Raw genomic sequence first — 20,841 nt, forward strand, 5'->3', positions numbered from 1 at the left:
GCCTACACTGGCGAAACCGTACGGTAAGCTAGTTGATCCCCTCACCGTCCGGAGACACCCATGGCCATTTCGGATCCGCCAGTTTTTGAAGTTCCCGACAAAGGCCTGCGCTCAGGCTCCCTAGGACTCGTCGGCAACGTCGTCATCGGCCTCTCGGCCGTCGCACCGGCCTACAGCCTCGCCGCCACCCTCGGTTTCGTCGTCGCCGCCGTCCACGAAAAAGCCCCGGCGATGTTCATCCTCGCGTTCATCCCCATGCTCCTCATCGCCTTCGCATACCGCGAGCTAGGCGAGGACACTCCCGACTGCGGCACCACGTTCACCTGGGGCACCAAGGCGTTCGGCCCCTGGATCGGCTGGATCGGCGGCTGGGGACTCGCCGTATCCGCCATCATCGTGCTCGCGAACGTCGCCGAGGTTGCCGGTGTCTACCTGCTGCGGTTCCTGCACCTGGACTCCTGGGCAGAGAACATCTGGATCAAGGTCGGCCTCGGTTGCATCCTCATCGTGATGATGACCTGGGTCAGCATTCGCGGCATCCTGATCAGCGAACGCATGCAGAACGTGCTGATCGTCATCCAGTTCGGCGTACTGATCGTCGCCAGCGTCATCGCGCTGTTCAAGGTCGGCTTCGACAAGGCCGGCCCCCAGGCCATCAACCCGAGCCTGAGCTGGATCTGGCCGAGCGGGCTGAGCGCGTCGTCCATCGCTGAAGCGGTGATCCTGTGCATCTTCATCTACTGGGGTTGGGACGCCTGCCTCGCCGTCGGAGAAGAGACCAAGGATTCGGCCAAGACACCCGGCCGTGCGGCGGTTCTCACGACACTGATCCTGGTCTGCACGTACGTACTCGTCGCCTACGCGATCCAGTCGTTCGCCGGATTCGGTGAAGAGGGAATCGGTTTGAACAACCCCGACAATGCGAGCGACGTCCTGACCATCCTCGGAGATCCCGTGGCCGGCTCGATCATGGCCTCACTGCTCCTGTTGACCGTGTCCGTCTCGGCGCTCTCTTCGACGCAGTCGACCATCCTGCCCACGGCCCGCGGGACACTGTCCATGGCTGTGTACGGAGCCATCCCGAAGCGGTTCGCCAAGGTCCATCCGCGGTACATGACCCCGGCATTCGGCACGGCGGTCATGGGTGCATCGGCACTCATGTTCTACCTGGTGCTCTCGCTCGTCAGCGACGACACCCTGGCCGACTCGATCTCGTCACTGGGTCTGGCCGTCGCGTTCTACTACGGCATCACGGCCTACGCGTGCGTCTGGTACTTCCGCCGTTCACTGTTCGCATCGACGCGAAACCTGTTCTTCCGCGGCATCTTCCCGCTGATCGGCGCCCTTGCCATGACGTGGGCGTTCGTCCAGAGCGCCATCGACATGTACGCGACCGACTATGGGTCCACCTCGATCGCCGGCGTCGGCGGCGTGTTCATCATGGGTGTCGGCATGCTCGTCCTCGGTATCCCGCTGATGCTCCTGTGCTTCGCCTTCGGCCCCAAGGACTTCTGGAAGGGCAAGACTCTCAACGCCGATACCGAGGTCAAGGTGCCCGATGTCTACTGATTTCGCCCCGACACCTCTCACCACCAGGGCTGCGACGAAAGCGAGTACCACCTCATGAGGCTGACCGTGGGTTATCTCTACACCGACACCGGCGACGACGGGGTGAACCTGGCCATCGCGATCGCGAAAGCGACGGGGGCCGCCATCGACCTGGTGTGTGTCGTCCGCGCAACCGAACCTGACGGCTCCCCTGGCCGGGCCGGATACGAGGCGGCACTGGTGAACAAGGCCGAACAATGGCTCGACGAGGTCGCCGCCGACATCCCGGACGGTATCGAGGTCGCACGGCACACCCCGGTCGCAGAATCGTTTCCCCAGTGCCTGATCGACTTCGCTGTCTCGAGCAAGGCGGCCATGATCGTGGTGGGCGGCACCAGCGATGGCATCCTGGGCAAACACACCCTGGGCACCATCTCCTCTGCGCTCACCCATGCCTCGCCGGTACCGGTCGCACTGGCGCCACGCGGCTACAGCCGCGTCGACATCCCGACCATCACCACGTTGACCGTCGCGGTACCGACCGCCGAGTCGAAGGACACGCCCCTTCCGTTCGCGCTTGCCCTCGCCGGCGAGGGCAAGCTCAATCTGCGTCTGCTGTCGCTGGTCTCGCATGATGATCTCTCCGGCGACGACGAGGAATCCGCCGAGGTCAGGAGTCGTCATATCGCCGCAGCCGAGGCCAATCTCGCCGTGGCCGCGCAGAGCTGCGGTGGGACATCGGGTATCGAATCGCTGGTCGCCGACGGCAACTCCCTCGAGGAAGCACTCGAGGAGCTGCGCTGGGGGCCGGGAGATGTCGTGGTGATCGGGTCAGGCCGGCTCGCTCCCCCACGCCGCGCATTTCTCGGTTCCACCTCCGCGCGGATCCTCAAGAACACCGACGCCCCGATCATCGTCGTCCCCAAGGACTACAAGCCCTGACCCCCGACCCCCGATCTTGGTGGGTTCTGGCGACCTCGACCTGCGAAAACGCTCGCCGAAACCCACCAAGATCGGAGGCGTCAGGAGTCGAAGCCGATACCTGCAGCGTCCATGGCCTTGAGCCAGAGGCCGCGTCTACCCTTGTTGCGGTCTGCGCGGGCGAACTGATGTCGGGTGACGGTGATGCCGAACCACCGCAGCGGCTCGGGCGGGAACGGAATGGGCTTGGACTGCACCATCTTCAGCCGGGTGCGCTCGGTGTCGAGGCCATCGACGAGATCGAGCGCTGTGCGCGCCCCGAAGTGCGAGGCGCCGACACCCAATCCGGTGAATCCGAGCACCGACACCACCTTGCCGCCCATGCTGACGTCCCAGAAGTTGTTGAACCGCGAGCACGTATCGATGATCCCGCCCCACGTGTGCGACGCCTTGATGCCCTCGAGTTGCGGAAACACCTGCAGCAGGTGCTCCGCGAGCAACCCGAACTCACTCGGGCGTTGCGCTCGGCGCGGGTCGGTGTCGCCGCCGTAGTGGTAGACGGCGTCCCATCCGCCGAACAGGATGCGATCGTCGGCCGTAAGGCGGAAGTAGTGGAAACGGTTGCCGGAGTCGGCGAGTCCCTGTCGACCCGACCAGCCGATGGACGCCAACTGTTTCTCGGTCAGCGGCTCGGTCATGAGCGCGTAGTCCCAGACGGGCACCATCAGGTATCGAAGCTTGCGGCGCAGTGGTTTCGACGCCGCGGTCGCGATGACGACCTTCGCTGTGTCGACGCCGCCGTACCCGGTCGTCAGATGAACCCGGTCGCCGACGGACGCGATGGCCGTCACCTCGCTGTGCTCGTGCACACGCACCCCGAGTCGTTCCGCCGCCGCAGCCAGCCCCCAGGCGAGTTTCGCCGGGTCGATCATCATCACGTCGGGGTCGTACACGGCGCCGTGGGCCATCGGGCTCGTGACATGCTTCGCGACTTCGTCGGCATCCAGCAGACGAAGCGGCTGATCGAAACGCTTGCCTTGCGCGTAGGCCTCTTCGAGGTCGGGCACCTGCCAATCGAAGCTCGCCAGATCCAGTTCCCCGGTGTGCTCGACGTCGGCATCGATTCCGAGGCGGGTGATCGTCGACTCGATCTCCTCGAGCGTTGCCACGCCCATGCGTAGCAGTGTGGGGAGTTCGTCTGCGTAACGGTCGATCCCGTTCGACAGTCCGTGAGTCAGGCTCGCAGAACAGAATCCGCCATTGCGGCCCGACGCGCCTTCGGCGATGCGATCGCCCTCGAGCAACATCACCGAACGCGTCGGGTCGGCCTCGGCCGCCTGTACCGCGGTCCACAAACCGGTGAAGCCGCCGCCGACGACAACCAGGTCGGCACTCGCCTGGCCCGCCAACCGCGGTCTGGGCGCGGGGCGCTCCGACCGGTCGAGCCAATATGGTGCCGGCGTGGCGCCTGAGACCATCGCCGTGCCACGGGCGGTGGGCGCCTCCGCCCACGCATCGGATCTGTCTAACGAGGCAGCGTGAAAATTGTTCGGTGCCATGGCTTGTGAGGAACTCCTGTGATGTCACTCATCACGTGTTTGATGGTGAGGTACTCGTCGAGCGAATAGGTGGACATGTCCTTGCCGAACCCGGATGCACCGACACCGCCGTGCGGCATCTCGCTGATGATCGGGATGTGATCGTTGATCCACACGCAGCCGGCGCGGATCTCTCGGCTCGCCCGCTGCGCCCGGTACAGATCCCTGGTCCAGGCCGAAGCGGCCAGGCCGTAAACGGTGTCGTTCGCCCGGCGCACGCCGTCGTCGTCGCCATCGAACGGGCTGACGGTGAGCACCGGACCGAAGATCTCGTCGCGATACACCTCGGCGTGCTCGGGCACGTCTGCCAGCAGGGTCGGTGTGTAGTAAGCACCGGGACCGTCGGGCACAGAACCGCCCGTCACCACCCGGATACCCGCATCGCGGGCGCGATCTACCATTGCGGACACCTTGTCGCGGTGCGGAAAAGAGATGAGCGGTCCCATGTCCGTGGCCGGATCGGTCGGGTCTCCCACGACAACCTTGCTCATCAACTCACCCACGCCGGCGACGAAGTCGTCGTAAAGGGGCCTGGCAACGATCGCCCTGGTCGCCGCCGTACAGTCCTGGCCGGAGTTGATCAGCGATCCGGCCACCGCGCCGTGGATCGCCGCCTCCAGATCAGCGTCGTCGAACACGAGAAACGGTGCTTTGCCACCCAATTCGAGCTGCACGCGAGTTCCGTTGACGGCCGCCTGGGACATCACCTGTCGGCCGACCCCGGTGGATCCGGTGAATGTCACGACGTCGACGCCGCGATGACCCGCGATCGCGGCGCCGACCTCGGCGCCGGTTCCGGTCAGCACGTTGAACACCCCGTCAGGCAGACCCGCTTCGGTCGCCAGACGGGCCAAGGTCAGCGTGGTCAGTGGTGTCAGCTCGGCGGGCTTGAGCACGACGCTGCAGCCGGCGGCCAAGGCAGGCATGACCTTCCACACCGCCATCTGCAGCGGATAGTTCCATGGCGTGATCGATCCGACGACCCCCACAGGTTCACGCCTGATGGACGAGGTGTGGTCGCCGGAGTACTCAGCGCTGGCCTTGCCCTCGAGATTGCGTGCCAGGCCTGCGAAGAACTCCGTGTTGTCGACACACCCCGGAACATCGAACTCGTTCGCCAGCCGGATCGGCTTGCCGGTCTGGGCCACCTCTTCGTCGGCCAGCTGCGCTGAGGAAGCGGCCATTCCCGCTGCAAGTCTTGCCAGGACCGCGCTGCGCTCGGCAGGGGTCGCACCCGCCCACTCGCCCAGGGCCGCGCGGGCCGTGACCACCGCGGTGTCGACGTCCGCAGCGGTCGCGAGCGCCGTGGTCGCGACGACGCCTCCGGTGGCAGGGTTGATCACCTGATGGTCCGGACCGGTACCGACGTGGTCGCCGCCGCCGACCCATCCGGCGGCGAAGTTCGAGTGGTTGCTCATATCTGTCCTCGTGGGCTTCGTCGAACGGGTGGCTGTCATCGTCTGAACTGTCAGCCACAGTACCCAGGGACTGCGAATTCCGCGAGCGAAACCGCCCAATGACGACCAAATCATCTGTTTGTGTTGCGGAAATGTGCGGAATCCGTAACGATGGCAGTGCAACGATCGAACCTGACTGCGCATCGACAAGAATCGGGGCCATGACCGATCAGCAACCGATAGTCCTTGACGACATCTCCAAGCAGATCATCGAGGAGCTGCAGGCCGACGGCCGACGCTCGTACGCCTCGGTGGGCAAGGCGGTGGGCCTGTCGGAAGCCGCGGTGCGCAACCGGGTTCAACGACTCAGCGATGCAGGCGTCATGCAGATCGTGGCGGTGACCGATCCGATGCAGGTGGGCTTCGCCCGCCAGGCAATGATCGGGATCCGCTGCACCGGCGACACCGGCGAATTGGCGGAAGCCCTCGCCCAAGTCAAGGAGATCGATTACGTGGTGCTCACGGCCGGCTCGTTCGACGTGGTGATCGAGGTGGTCTGTGAAAACGACGAGCACTTGCTCGAGGTGTTGAACAAGAAGGTTCGATCGCAGCCAGGAGTGACCGGAACCGAAACTCTGGTCTACCTGAAACTGGTCAAACAACAATACAATTGGGGAACCCGATGACCGCTCTCGAATCCGAGACCACCAGCCTCGGCGCCCGCTCGGCGCGTCACCTGTGGGGACACTTCTCGCGACACGGCGACCAGACCACACCGCCGGTGATCACCCGCGGCGAGGGCGCCAGGATCTTCGACGACCGCGGCCGCAGTTACCTCGACGGGTTGTCGGGCCTGTTCGTCGTCCAGGCCGGTCACGGCCGCGACGAACTCGCCGAGGCCGCCGCCAAGCAGGCCAAAGAGCTCGCCTTCTTCCCCCTGTGGTCTTACGCGACGCCGCCCGCCATCGAACTCGCCGAACGTCTCGCGGCCTACGCACCCGGAGACCTGAACCGGGTCTTCTTCACCACCGGCGGTGGTGAGGCCGTCGAGAGTGCATGGAAGCTCGCCAAGCAGTACTTCAAGCTGACCGGCAAACCCGGCAAGCACAAGGTGATCTCGCGGTCGATCGCCTACCACGGCACCCCGCAGGGCGCCCTCGCCATCACCGGGATCCCCGCACTGAAGGAGGCTTTCGAACCGCTGACACCGGGAGCCTTCCGCGTTCCCAACACGAACATCTACCGCGCCACCGAATACGCCGACGACCCCAAGGCGTACGGACGCTGGGCGGCGGACCGGATCGCCGAGGCCATCGAGTTCGAAGGCCCCGACACCGTGGCCGCCGTGTTCCTCGAGCCCGTCCAGAACGCCGGCGGCTGCTTCCCGCCGCCGCCCGGTTACTTCGAACGGGTACGCGAGATCTGCGACCAGTACAACGTCCTGCTCGTCTCCGACGAGGTGATCTGTGCGTTCGGTCGGATCGGCTCGATGTTCGCATGCGACGACTTCGACTACATCCCCGACATCATCACCTGCGCCAAGGGCATGACCTCGGGCTATTCGCCGATCGGCGCGATGATCGCCTCCGACCGCCTGTTCGAGCCGTTCAACGACAACACCACTTCTTTCGCCCACGGTTACACCTTCGGCGGGCACCCCGTGTCGGCTGCGGTGGCGCTGGCGAACCTCGACATCTTCGAACGCGAAGGACTGACCGGCCGGGTCAAGGAGCTCGCTCCGGACTTCCGCGCGACCCTGGAGCGACTGAACGATCTGCCGATCGTCGGGGACGTGCGCGGTGAAGGCTATTTCTACGGGATCGAACTGGTGAAGGACAAGGCGACCAAGGAGACCTTCTCCCCCGACGAGTCCGAGCGGGTCCTACGCGGATTCCTCTCGACGGCACTGTTCGACGCGGGCCTCTATTGCCGCGCCGACGACCGCGGAGATCCCGTCGTACAGCTGGCTCCACCCCTCATCTGCGGCCAGGCCGAGTTCGACGAGATCGAGCAGATCCTGCGATCGGTCCTGACGGAGGCGTACACCAAGATCTGACCCGGTTACGCCGAGCGGGCCCTACCGGACGCCGAGCGGGCTCTTCCGGACGCCGAGCGGGCTCTTCCGGACGCCGAGCGGGCTCTTCCGGACGCCGAGCGGGCTTTTCCGGTCGCCGACTGTAGCGGTTCCTGCCGCTTACGGTCTACGTCGGCAGGTTCGGCGGCAAGAAAGGCCGAGTCGGCGTCGGAAACGGCCCGGTCGGCGTCGAAAAAGGCCCGCTCAACGTCGGAAACGGCACGGTCGGCGTCGAAAAGGGCCCGGTCGGCGTCGGAAAAGGCACGGTCGGCGTCTGTAAGGGCCCGGTCGGCGGCACGGATGCCGCGGCTTTTCACTCGCCCTGATTTAAAGTCCCCGCCAGTCTCATCGGCGCTCCCCTCAACAGGTACGGACGCATCGATGGGTCCGCCCGCGCCCTGACGAGTCGACCGTTTCCTCACCACACCAATGTTTGATCGTGGTTTATTTGGTCGATACGACTGTTCGGTACGTCGACAAAGCGGCGTGGCGCCCGTGGGGGTCGCAGGACGAGGAAAGCGGGGCCATCGCTTGAACGCGTTGTGGGACTACATCACGTCGCACCAATCCCAGTTGGTTTTCGACTCTTACCAGCACGTCAGTGCGGTCATCCAGAGCGTCATCATCGCCACCGTCATCGGGGTCGTGATCGGTCTGCTCACCTACAGCAACGACATCGCCTCGAACTTGGCGACCTCGATCTCGAGCGCAGTCCTCACCGTCCCCTCGTTCGCGCTGTTGGGCCTGCTCATCCCCCTCGTCGGGCTCGGCGTGATCCCCAGCATCACGGCTTTGGTGCTCTATTCGTTGCTGCCGATCATCCGGAACACGATCGTCGGGATGAACAACATCGAACCCGCGCTCATCGACGCCGCCAGAGGTATCGGCATGGGCCGGGTGATCACCCTCGTGCGGGTGGAGCTCCCGCTCGTATGGCCGGCGATTCTCGCCGGTATGCGGCTGAGCACCCAGATGGCGATGGGCGTCCTCGCGATCGCCGCGTACGTCAAGGGGCCGGGGCTGGGCAACCTGATCTTCGCCGGCCTCGCGCGCGTCGGTAGTCCGACCGCGGTGCCGATGGCGCTGAGCGGCACCCTGCTCATCGTCATCCTCGCCCTCGTTCTCGACGCTCTCTACGTACTTCTCGGACGGCTCACAACGTCGAAAGGCATCCGGTGACAGAACAGTCAGCCGCAGTCTCCAAGAGTCTGCGCACCGAAAACCCCACCGGCGTGCAGATCACGCTGGATCACGTGTCGAAGACGTACCCCGGGTCGAAAACACCTGCTGTAAATGACGTCTCACTGCACATTCCCGCAGGCGACGTCGTGGTGTTCGTCGGACCCTCCGGCTGCGGCAAGACCACGACCATGCGGATGATCAACCGTCTCAGCGAACCGACGTCGGGCAAGATAACGATCGGTGACAAAGACGCGCTGTCCATCAAGCCCACCGAACTGCGCCGCTCGATCGGCTACTCGATCCAGCAGGCCGGCCTCTTCCCGCACATGACGATCCGCCAGAACATCGGGCTGGTCCCGGGATTGCTCAAGTGGGACAAGAAGAAAATAGCCGACCGCGTCGACGAACTCCTCGATCTGGTCGGGCTCGATCCGGCTCAGTATGCGGGCAGGTACCCGCGGCAATTGTCCGGAGGGCAGCAGCAGCGGGTCGGTGTCGCGCGGGCCCTGGCCGCGGATCCGCCGGTCCTGCTCATGGACGAGCCCTTCGGCGCCGTCGACCCGATCACCCGCAGTTCGCTGCAGGACGAATTGCTGAGACTGCAAAGCGAACTGGGCAAGACGATCGTGTTCGTCACCCACGACTTCAGCGAGGCCGTCAAACTCGGCGACCGTATCGCCGTGTTGGGTCAGCAGTCGAAGATTCTGCAGTACGACACCCCGCAGGCCATCCTCGCCAATCCTGCGGACGACACGGTCGCCGGGTTTGTGGGCACCGGCGCCTCACTTCGTCAGCTCGGACTGGTCCGCGTCAAGGACATCGATCTCGAGAGCCGGCCCACGGCCCATCTCGGAGACAGTGTCGACGTGTTGCGCACAGAACTCGCCACCAGCGAGCACGATTGGGCCGTCGTCCTGGACGACCGCGAGCGTCCCGTGAGCTGGGTGCGGGAAGGGCGGCTACGACAGGCGAACACCGTCGACGACGTCGCCGAACCGCTCAACGAACTGATCAGCATCCAGGCCACCCTGCAAGATGCGCTCGAAGCGATGCTTGCCGAAGACCACGCGTCCGCCGTCGTCGCGGGTGCGGGTAACCGCTACCAGGGTGTGGTCACCCTGGAGACGCTGATCTCGACCATCACCCACCTGCGGAACACCCCCGCCGCAGACCCGCCGGCCGGCGAGGTCGCCGATGCCCCGGACCTCACGAAATGACCACGGCAGTCGAGGCGCCGACACCCTCGATCAGCACCGCGGACAAACTGCGTCTGATCATCCAGCCCATCCTGGTGGTCATCGCCGCCGCCGCGGTCATCTTCTGGGCTTTCAGCCAGGATCTGACGGCGACACAGAAGGTCAACGTCAGCGTCGGCAACGTGAGCACGCTGGTGTGGCAGCATCTGCTGATCACCATCACGGTGACGGCGATCGTCGTCCTCGTCGGTGTCCCCGCGGGGATCCTGGTCACCCGCGGTCGCGCCCGGTTTCTGCGACCGCCGTTCATCGGCGTGGCGAACGTCGGTCAGGCGGCGCCTGCCGTCGGTCTGCTCGTGCTGCTCTTCCTCTGGACCGGTGAGACTGGCTTCTGGATCGGTGTCCTCCCCATTGCGGTGTACTCGCTGCTCCCCGTGTTCAGCAGCACGATCCTGGGAATAGACCAGGTCAACAAGTCCCTGATCGACGCCGGCCAAGGCCAGGGGATGTCGCCCTCGTCGATCCTGTTCCGGGTCGAACTCCCGCTCGCCGTGCCGTACATCCTCGCCGGGCTGCGCACCTCCCTGGTGCTCGCGGTCGGTACCGCCACCCTGTGCTTCCTCGTCAATGCAGGTGGACTCGGAGTCCTCATCGACACGGGGTACAAACTGCGCGACAACGTCACCCTGATCCTCGGCAGCGTGCTGGCCGTGTGCCTGGCCTTGCTCGTGGATTGGGTCGGCGCGCTCGCCGAGTACTACCTGGGACCGAAGGGAGTGCGCGCATGACGCACTCCTCACCGCGGCGCCGAGTCTTCCCCGTCGTGATCGCACTCATCTGCGCAGTGGTCCTCGCCGGATGCGGACTGTCGTCCGGTGGCGCGGTTCCACTGAAGGTCGGCCCCGGATCGATCACCGAGAACGAGGGCCTCAAGGGCGTCGAGATCACCGTGGGTTCCAAGGAATACACCGAGCAGGTCATCCTCGGGTACATCCTCGAGTTCACCCTCGTCGCCGCAGGCGCCGAGGTCCGCGACATGACCGGGATCGTGGGCTCGCGCAGTACCCGGGACGCTCAGATCGCAGGACAGGTCGATGTCGCCTACGAATTCACCGGCAATGCGTGGATCAATTATCTCGGGCACGAAAAACCCATCGCGGACACCAGGGAGCAATTCGAGGCCGTACGCGATGAGGATCTTGCCAAGAACGACATGATCTGGCTCGAACCCGGACCCATGGACGACACCTATGCCCTGGCGGCGAGCCAAAAGGTCATCGACGAAACCGGCGTGACCAATCTTTCGGAGTACGCGGAACTGGTCAAAACCAATCCAGCCGCGGCAGCCACCTGTGTCGACACCGAATTCCGGGCCCGGCAAGACGGTTTCCCGGGGATGGCGGCCGCATATGGATTCGATCCGGCCCAGGCCCAGACACCGATTCTTCAGGTGGGAATCATTTATCAGGCGACCTCCACCGGTAACCAATGCAAGTTCGGCGAGGTGTTCACCACCGACGGCCGAATCGCCGGGCTCGGACTCACCGTTCTGACCGACGACAAACAGTTCTTCCCGCATTACAACCCGTCGGTCACGATGAAGGCGAGTTTCTTCGAGAAGCACCCGGAGATAGCGCCGGTCACCGCACCGGTGACTGCAGCACTCACCAACGAGGTCATCACCGAGCTCAACAAGCAGGTCGACGTCGACGGCCGCGACCCCGCCATCGTGGCGAGGGACTGGATGGTGGCGCAGGGGTTCATCACCGAGGGATAGATCCTCACCCAGGCGAACTACTTCCGATCAGCGTGAGTCTAAGGTGTCGAGGATCTGCGGTCAGACGCAAACTGGAGTCATGACCGCTCTTGCCGAATCCCCCGTCGTCACCCCAGATTCACCCTCGCGTCCGGCAGATCTGCTGACGGTGACCAAGCTCGGCGAACACCTCGGGGCCAGGGTGGACGGCGTCCGACTGTCCGCCGATCTCGATGCCGAGACGGTGGAGGCCATCCGCGCGGTGATCGCCACCCACAAGGCGGTCATCTTCACCGGTCAGCAGCATCTCGACGACGACGCACAGTACGCCTTCGCGGCGTTGCTCGGCACCCCCACCAAGGCTCATCCGACAGTGCTCTCTCGCGGCGAAGACCTGCTGCCGCTGGAGGGGGCCGCGAACTCCTGGCACACCGATGTCACGTTCGTCGACCGGATCCCGAAGATCTCCGTGCTGCGGCCCACCGTTCGTCCGAGCTACGGTGGCGCCACGATGTGGGCGTCGACGGTGGCGGCCTACGCGGCGCTGCCGCTGCCGCTGCGGGCCCTGGCCGACCAGCTGCGCGCCGTCCACTCCAATGACTACGACTACGCGGAGCACCTCACGGTCGGCGACAGTTCCGATGCCGCCTACCGCGCCGAGTTCTCCAAGACGGTCTTCCGCACCGAACACCCGGTCGTCAGGGTCCATCCGGAAACCGGCGAGCGTGCATTGACCCTCGGGCATTTCGTGCAATCGTTCTCCGGATTCAAGACGTCGGAGACCGCAGACCTGCTGCGGTTACTGCAGGCACGCATCGAACGACCTGACAACACATTCCGGTGGAATTGGAATGACGGCGACGTGGCCATTTGGGACAACCGGTCCACCCAGCATTACGGTGTCGCCGATTTCGGAAAGCAATTCCGCCGGGTGAATCGCGTCACACTGGCGGGAGACGTACCCGTCGGGGTCGACCGGGTGCGTTCGACCTCGCTGGAAGGTGACGCATCGGGATATTCGATCGTCGAAACGCCGCGCTCGCTCGTTGGATGGGAACCGGCCAGCGACGCCAGCGTCACCGGATTTCTTGCCGGTGGCGGGCTCTGAGCCGAGTTCGCCCTCAAACCGACACGGTGATTTGCGAACCAATTCGATAACCGTGGCGTACTGAAGCGCGGTTCGACCGCAAAAACATTCTGTTTGCTGCTTACTATGACCGTGATGACTCCGGCATATCAGCGGTCCCTTCGCATATTCACCGCGATCACCACAGCTGCAATTGTGGTGATCCCGGCTTGTGCGCTTCCTTCAGCCGTGGCGGCGCCCGGCGACGGTGGATCCCCCTCGCAATCACCTGTTTTGGCGTTGCCCACGCTCGGCGCAGGTGACACCCTGTCCTTCTTCGGACAGCAAGGAACCCAGACGGTCACCATCCCGGTGCCTTCCGGCCTCGCTCCCTCCGAGCTGAGAGCGACCGTCGAATTACCCCCGAATCTGCAAGGCGGCAGCATCTCGGCCGTCCAGCAGGATCGCACGCTCTCCCGGGTCGACGTCCCCACCGCTGACCGGGCACCCATCACGATTCCCCTGCGCGGGGCAACCGTCGTCGAGAACTCTGTCGCGATAACGCTGCAGTCGTTCCTGGAGCCCGCCGGCGGGCTCTGTGTGTTCGACAAGGCAGACCCGATGCGCCTAACCGACGCCTCGGTGGCGTTCACCGGGACCGAAACGGCGCCGACGTCGGTGGCAGAGTTCTTACCGCCCGTTCTGGAGAAGCTCACGGTGTCCGTTCCCGAGACGCCCAGCCAGAGCGAATCCAATGCTGCCGTCGCGCTGTCGTCGGCGGTGGTCGCGTATTACGGGGCTCAGCCAGTCGAAGTTGTGGTGCAGGGACTTCCGGCCGGCCGGAACGCACCCGACACCCCCTCCGCGCCACTCGAGCGCCAGATCACGATCATCGAACAACCGACCAGCGGGGTCACCCTGCTCGAGGGCCCCGGAGTGCCGGCATTGGTGATCAGTGGTCCCGCAGCCGAACTGAGCAACCAGACCCTCCTGCTGACCAGTGACATCTCCCGTCTCGCGGTCAGCTCCAGAGCAGTGGCCGGACCGCTGCGGGTCAGCCCGCAATTGCCTCCCGACTCGACCACCCTGCGCGACCTGGGCGAACCCGGTATCAGCGCAACGGCTTTGACCGACCCCCAGGTGTCCATCGGCATCGACCAGACCCGCCTCGGACGACCGGCCGGGAACATCCGGGTGAATCTCAAGGGTTCGTATACACCGTTGCCGCCCAACTACGGGGGGCAGGTGGTCGTTTCCGTCGGCGATCAGGTGATCTCCCGGTGGGTCGCCGACCCGAACGGGACGATCGACAAGTGGGTCGACATCCCCGACCGGCTGCTGCAGCGCTTCACCGACCTCAATGTCGCCGTCGACGCGGCCGGTGACACCGGTGGATGCGGCCAGAGCTCGCCCATCACACTCACCATCGACGGTGACAGCCCGGTACAGAGCACCCCCGCAGATCCACCTGTTCCGCCCGGATTCCAGTCGATTCCGCAGGCTTTCATGCCATCGGTGCAGATCGGTCTGACCGTGGGATCTCTGGCCGACACGGCGCGTGCGTCCAGCATCGTCACCGGTCTGCAGCGGCTGAGCTCCGTGCCGATCGAGACCACCGTGGTTCCCCTCGGAGAGGCTGTCTCATCGAGCAATCCGGCGATCCTGATCTCAGCCGACGGCTGGAATGAGCCGGGCATCGATCTGCCGGTGAGTACCACCGCAGGTGGCCCGATCGACATCGAGGGAGTCGACAGTTCCGGAGAGAAGACCACCCTGACGCTCGACCCGGCAGTGGCATTCGGATCGCTGCAGACCGTACGGGACGGCGACCGGACGGTACTGGTGGCCTCCTCGACGGGCGCTGCGGGACAACTCGACTCGCTGCTCCGCTGGCTCGAAGCAGACGAAGAGCGCTGGATCACACTGAACGGCAACGCGTTGATCGCGGTACCCGACCGGGATCCGATAGCGATGATCACGGATGCCGACTCCCAGCAATCCACCTCCGGGGACGATGACAACAAGCAGCTGGTCCGTTGGATCGGGGCGGGCGTGCTCGTCGCCATCGCACTTGGCGTCGGATTCTTGATCCTGCGCAGCCGGCGCCGCGAACCAGGTAGCTGATCTCAGGTGGCGGCCGCTGAATTTCCGCTCTTCTCGTCCCTGCACCCGGTCTACCGGATCATCTTCCGCTGGGCGTTGATCGCCGTCCTCACGCTGGTGGCGTTCTGGGATTCTCTGGCGAGTGTGCTCGAGGAGTCGTACTCCGGCAGCCTGATCGGATATGTCCTCGCGATCCCCTGGCTCGCGCTGCTCGCGGCTCAGGGCGTGGCCAGGCGTCGTTCGGGCGAGCTCCCCATTCATGACCGGCAAACCGACTTCATCATCGGTTTCATGGGTTTGGTGCTGGCCCTGTTGATCAAAGGGGTCCTGGTCGGCAGGTACGCCGACCAATACCACCTCATACGGCTCGACCTACTTGCGATGTGGTTGTTCGTGGTCAGTGCCGCTGTGGTGTTGTTCGGGCTGCGTCCCGTGTCCCGCTTCGCGTTGGTATGGCTACTCTTGCTGACCGTCTTCCCGCTCGGGTTTCGGATCATCGTCATCACGCTGGGCGGCACCCGATATGCTGCGGCCGGAGTCATGGTCGTCTTGGCCGCAGGCGCGACCGCTCTGGCGGTGGGCCGCACCCGCAGACGTGGACTGATCGGGGCGGCAGGCACAGTGGTCGTCGGGATGGGAATCCTGCTGGTCATGTACGTCACGTTCCCGACTGCTCCGGTCATGGCGTACACCCAAATTCCTCCACTGCTGGCCACCGCGCTCGTCGCCGAGGCGATGTATCTCTATTCCAGACGCGGGACGGCGAAAACGCCCATGGACCGTCCCATCAATCCACTCTCGGCGAAGACCATCCTGCTGGCCGTCACCATGGTGACCGCGTTCGCAGTGGCGCTGTCGCTCATCAGTCTGCCGCGGTCGACAGCGCCGCCTGTGCTGCGGGACAACGCACTCGAGTTCGGCTCCCCCCTCATCGCCCCAGCAGGGTGGCAGACCACCGATGTCACCGAGTACGACTTCGTCAAGCGCTTCTTCGGTCGCACATCCAACCTGATCCGCCAGCGCCTGCTCGCCGAGGAAGGAAACCCCGCCTGGGACAAACTGTCCCGGCCGAGGACCGTCGTCGTCGACAGCGTCACCACCCTCCGGCCGGTGGCCTTCTCCGTGTACCCCGACAACGTCATCTACAACATGACCGCGACCCGATCCAGCAACGGCCGCGAGATCGATCTGGGCAATGACGTCGTCGGCGAGATCTTCACCGTCGTCGACGACACCTTGCTGGTGACCTGGACCAAGCTGACATGGACCTGGCGCAACAGGTCCGCCGCCCAGCGAGTCACGCTGCTCACCGTCGACAACCATGACGCAGACGCACCGTTCCCAAAACCCGAGGACGCTTTGGTCGACAACCTCAACACCTTGTTCACCGTCCTCATCCGCGGCAATTCGGTGGTGGACAACAACAATCCGAACTTCAAGGACGCCGGGATGCTCACCGTGCTGGGTCGGGAACTGGTCGCCGCACAACTCGAACCCGCAAGGCAGGCCTCATGACAGGGCCCTCCGAACCCGAGGGCTTGCGACGCGGTGCCCCGTTGTCGAACGGCATGAGCACCGACGGGATGGACCCGGACTCCGACGAGTTCAAGACCACCGCCCTGTTCGACGCGATCGAGGGTTTGCGCGCGGTCGACCCGCTGCGATCCGCCTCCACCGCGGTGGTGGGATGGCAGAAGGCCGTGCTGATCGGGTTCTGCGTCATCGTCATCGGTCTTGCCATCTGGCAACCCGTTGCCACCGCGACCTCGCTGATCGGGCTCTGCACCCTCTTCTACGTCGGGTCCCTCGGCGACCGGCTCCTGATCTTCCGGCGCGGGCTCGCGTCCGGCCCCATCTCCATCAGTGACGAACGCGCCCGGGCCGTCCCGGACTCCGAACTCCCGATGTACACGATTCTCGTGCCCGCCTACAACGAGCCCGAGGTGGTGGCCGACCTCATCGGGGCGATGGCCGCCATCGAGTACCCAGCCGAGAAGATGCAGGTCCTGCTGCTGCTCGAAGCGGACGATGACGTGACGATCAACGCGGCCGAGGCGTGCAAGGGCGTCGAGATGATCACCATCGTGCTGGTGCCGCCCGCCGAACCGCGCACCAAACCCAAGGCCTGCAACTACGGGCTCCACCTCGCCACGGGCGAGATCGTCACCATCTATGACGCGGAAGATCTCCCGGATCCGCTCCAATTGCGGCGTGCGGTCCTCGCTTTCGCCGACGGCGACGATTCGATCGCGTGCGTGCAGGCGAAACTCGCGTTCCACAACGGCAGGCAGAACCTGTTGACCGGATGGTTCACCAACGACTACGGACTGTGGTTCGGTTACCTGCTCCCCGGGCTGATGCGAAGTCGCGCACCCATCCCGCTCGGTGGCACGTCGAATCATCTGCGGCGTTCTGTCCTGCGAGAGATCGGCGCGTGGGATCCTTTCAACGTCACCGAAGACGCCGACCTCGGGGTGCGGATCGCTGAAACCGGTTACCGCACAGCGGTGATCGACTCGGTGACCCTCGAGGAGGCGAACAGCGACCCGATCAATTGGATCCGTCAGCGATCACGCTGGTACAAGGGCTACCTGCAGACCTGGCTGGTGCATGTGCGTCGGCCGGTCACACTGTGGAAAGCGATAGGCGCCGTCAGCTTCATCCGATTCACGCTGCTACTGGCGGGAACCCCCGTAATCGCCTGCCTGAATCTCGTCTTCTGGCTCATCACGGTGATGTGGTTTCTCGGCCAGCCGGCCTTCATCGGCGAGGTGTTCCCCTGGTACATCTACTTTCCGGCACTGGTCTCGCTCATCTTCGGCAATGGCGCCACGATCTACATGAACCTGATCGCCATCCGTGAGGACGACCGTCCCGATCTCCTGCTACCAGCGCTCACCGTCCCCATCTACTGGGTGATGATGAGCATCGCGTCCGCGAAGGGGTGCTACCAACTGATCCGAAACCCCTCGTACTGGGAGAAGACCTTCCATGGCCTCTCGGTCAAGACCGACGTGAACCCCGGCGATGCGCCGACCGGTGCGGAGAGTGGCAATGGGTAGCAGACGCCTCAGCACGATCGTCTACTTCGTCTGCGCCGCAGTTTATCTGGTGGTGGGGTACTACCTGTGTGTCCGTCATGGCTTCATCATCGGCGATGCCCTGTCCAGGGTCTCATCAGCGGAGACGGTGCTCTTCAGCCGCGATCCCCACGTCGCCGCAATCGGTTTCATCTTCACGCCGCTCACCGCTCTCGTGCAGTTACCGGCCGTGGGGTTCAGCGAGATCTGGCAGCCGATGACGGAACTCGCCTACTCGGGAGTGATCATGTCGGCCCTCTTCATGGCCGGCGCCGCGGTACAGGTGCTCGGTATCGGCGCGGATCGTGGCCTCCCACGCTCGTTCACGCTGCTGATCACCGTTCTCTTCGCCTTCAATCCGATGATCGTGTTCTACGGCTCCAACGGGATGAGCGAGGCTCCGTTCGTGTTCTTCACCTGCTGGGCGGTCCGCCGATTGATCGCCTGGGCGACGGACGACGATGTCCACCATCTGGCTGCTGCCGGCGTGGCGCTCGGATTGGGCTACCTGACCCGGTACGACGCCGTCGCAGCCATCGGCGCTGCCGCGATCTTCGTGGCCGCGGTCACGGCATTTCGCAGTGTCCCGCACCTGCGCTGGCGTCGTGCCGTCCTCGACGGCGGACTGGTCGCGGCGCCCGGCTTCTTCGCATTTCTCGGCTGGGCAGCCACCAGTTGGCTGATCACCGGACAGGCGTTCGCCCAATTCAGCTCGCAGTACGGCAATTCGTCGATCATGCAGCAATCGGGGGCCGACACCCCCAGCCAGTTCGTACCCGGCCTCGAGTTCTCGTTCACCTCGACCTTGCTCCTCGCGCCGACCTTGATCCCACTTCTGGTGCTGGCCGGGGTGGCCGGCTGGTGGCGACGCGACTGGATACCCCTGCTCGTACCGGTCTTGATCTTCGGGGCGGTGCTGGCCTTCCAGGCTTACAGCTACGCCAGCGGTTCCACGTTCGGCTTCCTGCGCTTCTACATCCTCGCAGTACCGCTGGCCGCGACGACGGCCATCCTGCTCCTGCCCGCCCGTGCCTGCACGATCACCAAGCGGCGCGGCAAATATGCGCCGACTCAGACGCTCTCGCCATCGCGCCATCCGGCACCCCGGCACCGGATCAGCCACGCCCCGAAGTGGCCCGCTTTCGTCGCCGCGGCCTTGTTACTGGCGGTCACCGTTCCCAGTTCGGCGTGGGGAATGAGCAAGCCGCACTATGCTCCCCAGGAGTACGCGCTCGGAGCTGTGCTCGCGCCCGAACCGGACAACGTCACCGCCCGCAAGGCCACCGAACATCGCATCGCGGCGACCTTCTCGACCGAGCGCGAGATGGCGCGGTACCTCGACGGACTCGATCTGCCCGAGGGGTCGATCCTGACCGACACCGTCTACGGTTTCGCCGTCGTGGTCGCCTCGACGAAACCCAAGACCTTCGTTGTTCCATCCGATCAGGACTTCACCGCCATCCTCAACGATCCCGCGGCCAACAACGTGAAGTATCTGCTCTCGGTGCCCAACACCGGCCGAGGCGAATCAGATGCACTGAACCTCCGATATCCGACGCTCTACGAGACCGGCGCCGATATCGCGACGCTGGCGCTCGAAGTGCCCAACGACGGCGAAAGTCAGCCGGTGTGGCGGATCTACCGGGTCCTCGATTCCGTTGACGACTGATCGACGCGGCGGTAAACCGTCCGACTAGGCCGCCAACTTGCGAATGACGCCGAACATGGGATCGCCGGGCCCGATGTCCAAGGTGCACTCACCGAGTCGAGGATCCGGCACGAACGACCAGAACAGGGCACCTGCCGTACCCGCCTCGCTCTGAGCCGAGACCTTGCGCGCGAGCGTGTCCGCCCGTTCCTGCAAACGGACGCAGCCCCCCGCAGGCTGCCCCATCTCGGCCACGACCAGTGGTTTGCCCACCGCCTGCGCCTGCGTCAACCGAATCGCCAGTCCATCGTGCTGGGTGCCCGGTATCAGCTCCTGCGGACTGTAGTCGTGGTAGTCGAGAACGTCGATGCCCGCCGATGCGGCGACGTCGCCGTACTCGGTGAACTGCGCCCCGCACTGTCCACCGCCGGCGAGTCCGGCCCATACCGGGGTGTCGGGATCGAGCGACTTGAGCCGTGCGCCGGCGTCGTCGAAGAACGAACGCAACACGTGCGCGGCGTCGGCCGGGCAGGTTCGGGCCTGCCAGCTGCACGCCGCGTCACCACAGTTGCTAGCCTCTGGCTCGCCGACGAGTTCCCACCCGGCCAGGGTCGACGAGGAGCCCCAGCGGGCCACTGCGGTGTCGAGCCAGCGTGCATAGGGCATCGGCGCGGTCTCCGGCGGCATGTCGTCCCATCCGGAGGAGTACCACTGATGGTCTTTGAATTTGCCGTCCTCACAGGCACCTTCACCTGAGGCCAGCACGGGTACCAGTAACTGATCGTGTCGGCCCGCGGCGTCGAAGATCGAATCCAACCGGGAGAAGTCGGTCTCGTGGGTGTCTTTGTCGACCGCCATGGAGGCGAAGAGATTGAACCGGGTGACCGAATCCTTCGGTAAGGCCCCGAAGTACGAGTCGAGGTCGACCTGCGCCCCGCAGCCGTTGTTCAGCGTCCAATCGGTACCGAGCTGATAGGCGTTCAGCCCGATCGGCCACCAGGGTCGACCGTCCAGGAGTAGTCCGGCGGCGGTTGTCGACACGCGGGAGGTGTCTTGATCTTCCCCCGAACTGCCTGTCCCACATCCGGCGACAGCGGCAACCAGTGCCACGACCACGGTCGCGACGGCCACCCGCGCCCACCGACGACGGTCCGTCGGGCGCCGCCCGGCACAGGCTCCACGGCTCATCAGGCCATCGTATGCCGCTCCAGCCGAGTAGTCGGGCAGGCATCTGGCCGAATCCCTGCACCAAACGGTCGAATTCCGCCATAT

16 protein-coding genes are annotated in these 20,841 nt (G+C 64.8%); 13 read left to right on the forward strand and 3 right to left on the reverse strand.

All coding sequences use genetic code 11. The features are described 5' to 3' along the window. Positions 1-60 precede the first annotated feature (60 nt). On the forward strand, positions 61-1,569 hold the full coding sequence (locus BH683_RS21455; RefSeq protein ID WP_084838315.1) for an APC family permease: 1,509 nt from the start codon (positions 61-63) through the stop codon (positions 1,567-1,569). A gap of 54 nt (positions 1,570-1,623) precedes the next feature. Next, a complete protein-coding gene (locus BH683_RS21460; RefSeq protein WP_084838316.1) occupies positions 1,624-2,490 on the forward strand; it encodes a universal stress protein in 867 nt (288 codons plus the stop codon). Between the two features lie 80 nt (positions 2,491-2,570). Here BH683_RS21460 and BH683_RS21465 read toward each other — a convergent pair whose 3' ends face one another. Then, positions 2,571-4,028 carry an FAD-dependent oxidoreductase gene (locus BH683_RS21465; protein ID WP_084838317.1) on the reverse strand — a complete coding sequence of 486 codons (1,458 nt, stop codon included), beginning with the start codon at positions 4,026-4,028 and terminating at the stop codon, positions 2,571-2,573. Then, positions 3,995-5,485 (reverse strand): gamma-aminobutyraldehyde dehydrogenase, encoded by a 1,491-nt coding sequence (locus tag BH683_RS21470; RefSeq protein WP_084838318.1) that lies wholly within the window; start codon positions 5,483-5,485, stop codon positions 3,995-3,997. The genes BH683_RS21465 and BH683_RS21470 overlap by 34 nt, the downstream gene beginning before the upstream one ends. 200 nt (positions 5,486-5,685) lie before the next feature. Between BH683_RS21470 and BH683_RS21475 the strand changes: the two genes are divergently transcribed. The 11 genes from BH683_RS21475 to BH683_RS21530 all read left to right on the forward strand — a co-directional run bounded on the left by BH683_RS21475 (position 5,686) and on the right by BH683_RS21530 (position 19,590). Continuing rightward, on the forward strand, positions 5,686-6,150 hold the full coding sequence (locus BH683_RS21475) for an Lrp/AsnC family transcriptional regulator (RefSeq protein WP_084838319.1): 465 nt from the start codon (positions 5,686-5,688) through the stop codon (positions 6,148-6,150). Then, positions 6,147-7,520, forward strand: a complete 1,374-nt coding sequence (locus BH683_RS21480) for an aspartate aminotransferase family protein (protein ID WP_084838320.1) — start codon at positions 6,147-6,149, stop codon at positions 7,518-7,520. Before BH683_RS21475 ends, BH683_RS21480 begins: the two co-directional genes overlap by 4 nt. Positions 7,521-8,069: 549 nt before the next feature. Beyond that, positions 8,070-8,717, forward strand: coding sequence for an ABC transporter permease (locus tag BH683_RS21490; RefSeq protein ID WP_084838439.1), 648 nt, complete (start codon positions 8,070-8,072; stop codon positions 8,715-8,717). After that, complete coding sequence (locus BH683_RS21495) at positions 8,714-9,937, forward strand: betaine/proline/choline family ABC transporter ATP-binding protein (protein ID WP_281492328.1); 1,224 nt, start codon at positions 8,714-8,716, stop codon at positions 9,935-9,937. Before BH683_RS21490 ends, BH683_RS21495 begins: the two co-directional genes overlap by 4 nt. Further along, positions 9,934-10,704, forward strand: a complete 771-nt coding sequence (locus BH683_RS21500) for an ABC transporter permease (protein ID WP_084838322.1) — start codon at positions 9,934-9,936, stop codon at positions 10,702-10,704. Before BH683_RS21495 ends, BH683_RS21500 begins: the two co-directional genes overlap by 4 nt. Next, a complete protein-coding gene (locus BH683_RS21505; protein WP_084838323.1) occupies positions 10,701-11,693 on the forward strand; it encodes a glycine betaine ABC transporter substrate-binding protein in 993 nt (330 codons plus the stop codon). The genes BH683_RS21500 and BH683_RS21505 overlap by 4 nt, the downstream gene beginning before the upstream one ends. A 79-nt stretch (positions 11,694-11,772) precedes the next feature. After that, a complete protein-coding gene (locus BH683_RS21510; protein WP_084838324.1) occupies positions 11,773-12,780 on the forward strand; it encodes a TauD/TfdA family dioxygenase in 1,008 nt (335 codons plus the stop codon). Between the two features lie 114 nt (positions 12,781-12,894). Then, positions 12,895-14,862 carry a cellulose biosynthesis cyclic di-GMP-binding regulatory protein BcsB gene (locus tag BH683_RS21515; protein ID WP_246833512.1) on the forward strand — a complete coding sequence of 656 codons (1,968 nt, stop codon included), beginning with the start codon at positions 12,895-12,897 and terminating at the stop codon, positions 14,860-14,862. 6 nt (positions 14,863-14,868) lie between these two features. Further along, positions 14,869-16,356, forward strand: a complete 1,488-nt coding sequence (locus tag BH683_RS21520) for a hypothetical protein (RefSeq protein WP_084838325.1) — start codon at positions 14,869-14,871, stop codon at positions 16,354-16,356. A gap of 53 nt (positions 16,357-16,409) precedes the next feature. Continuing rightward, positions 16,410-17,903, forward strand: a complete 1,494-nt coding sequence (locus tag BH683_RS21525) for a glycosyltransferase (RefSeq protein ID WP_084838442.1) — start codon at positions 16,410-16,412, stop codon at positions 17,901-17,903. After that, positions 17,896-19,590, forward strand: a complete 1,695-nt coding sequence (locus BH683_RS21530; protein WP_084838326.1) for a glycosyltransferase family 39 protein — start codon at positions 17,896-17,898, stop codon at positions 19,588-19,590. The genes BH683_RS21525 and BH683_RS21530 overlap by 8 nt, the downstream gene beginning before the upstream one ends. 24 nt (positions 19,591-19,614) lie before the next feature. On the opposite strand, the gene BH683_RS21535 is transcribed toward BH683_RS21530, so the two are convergent. Continuing rightward, entirely contained in the window at positions 19,615-20,757 is a 1,143-nt protein-coding gene (locus tag BH683_RS21535) for a beta-mannosidase (RefSeq protein ID WP_246833513.1), read from the reverse strand. Positions 20,758-20,841: the final 84 nt, after the last annotated feature.

Source organism: Williamsia sp. 1138, from assembly GCF_002095435.2.
In the GTDB taxonomy this organism is placed as follows: Bacteria; Actinomycetota; Actinomycetes; order Mycobacteriales; family Mycobacteriaceae; genus Williamsia.

What these genes read in the sequence shown, in the direction of transcription:
- BH683_RS21455 (WP_084838315.1), top strand. Translation starts at nt 61, where the DNA reads ATGGCCATTTCGGATCCGCCAGTTTTTGAAGTTCCCGACAAAGGCCTG.
- BH683_RS21460 (WP_084838316.1), top strand. Translation starts at nt 1,624, where the DNA reads ATGAGGCTGACCGTGGGTTATCTCTACACCGACACCGGCGACGACGGG.
- BH683_RS21465 (WP_084838317.1), bottom strand. Translation starts at nt 4,028, where the DNA reads ATGGCACCGAACAATTTTCACGCTGCCTCGTTAGACAGATCCGATGCG.
- BH683_RS21470 (WP_084838318.1), bottom strand. Translation starts at nt 5,485, where the DNA reads ATGAGCAACCACTCGAACTTCGCCGCCGGATGGGTCGGCGGCGGCGAC.
- BH683_RS21475 (WP_084838319.1), top strand. Translation starts at nt 5,686, where the DNA reads ATGACCGATCAGCAACCGATAGTCCTTGACGACATCTCCAAGCAGATC.
- BH683_RS21480 (WP_084838320.1), top strand. Translation starts at nt 6,147, where the DNA reads ATGACCGCTCTCGAATCCGAGACCACCAGCCTCGGCGCCCGCTCGGCG.
- BH683_RS21500 (WP_084838322.1), top strand. Translation starts at nt 9,934, where the DNA reads ATGACCACGGCAGTCGAGGCGCCGACACCCTCGATCAGCACCGCGGAC.
- BH683_RS21505 (WP_084838323.1), top strand. Translation starts at nt 10,701, where the DNA reads ATGACGCACTCCTCACCGCGGCGCCGAGTCTTCCCCGTCGTGATCGCA.
- BH683_RS21510 (WP_084838324.1), top strand. Translation starts at nt 11,773, where the DNA reads ATGACCGCTCTTGCCGAATCCCCCGTCGTCACCCCAGATTCACCCTCG.
- BH683_RS21515 (WP_246833512.1), top strand. Translation starts at nt 12,895, where the DNA reads ATGACTCCGGCATATCAGCGGTCCCTTCGCATATTCACCGCGATCACC.
- BH683_RS21525 (WP_084838442.1), top strand. Translation starts at nt 16,410, where the DNA reads ATGAGCACCGACGGGATGGACCCGGACTCCGACGAGTTCAAGACCACC.
- BH683_RS21530 (WP_084838326.1), top strand. Translation starts at nt 17,896, where the DNA reads ATGGGTAGCAGACGCCTCAGCACGATCGTCTACTTCGTCTGCGCCGCA.
- BH683_RS21535 (WP_246833513.1), bottom strand. Translation starts at nt 20,757, where the DNA reads ATGAGCCGTGGAGCCTGTGCCGGGCGGCGCCCGACGGACCGTCGTCGG.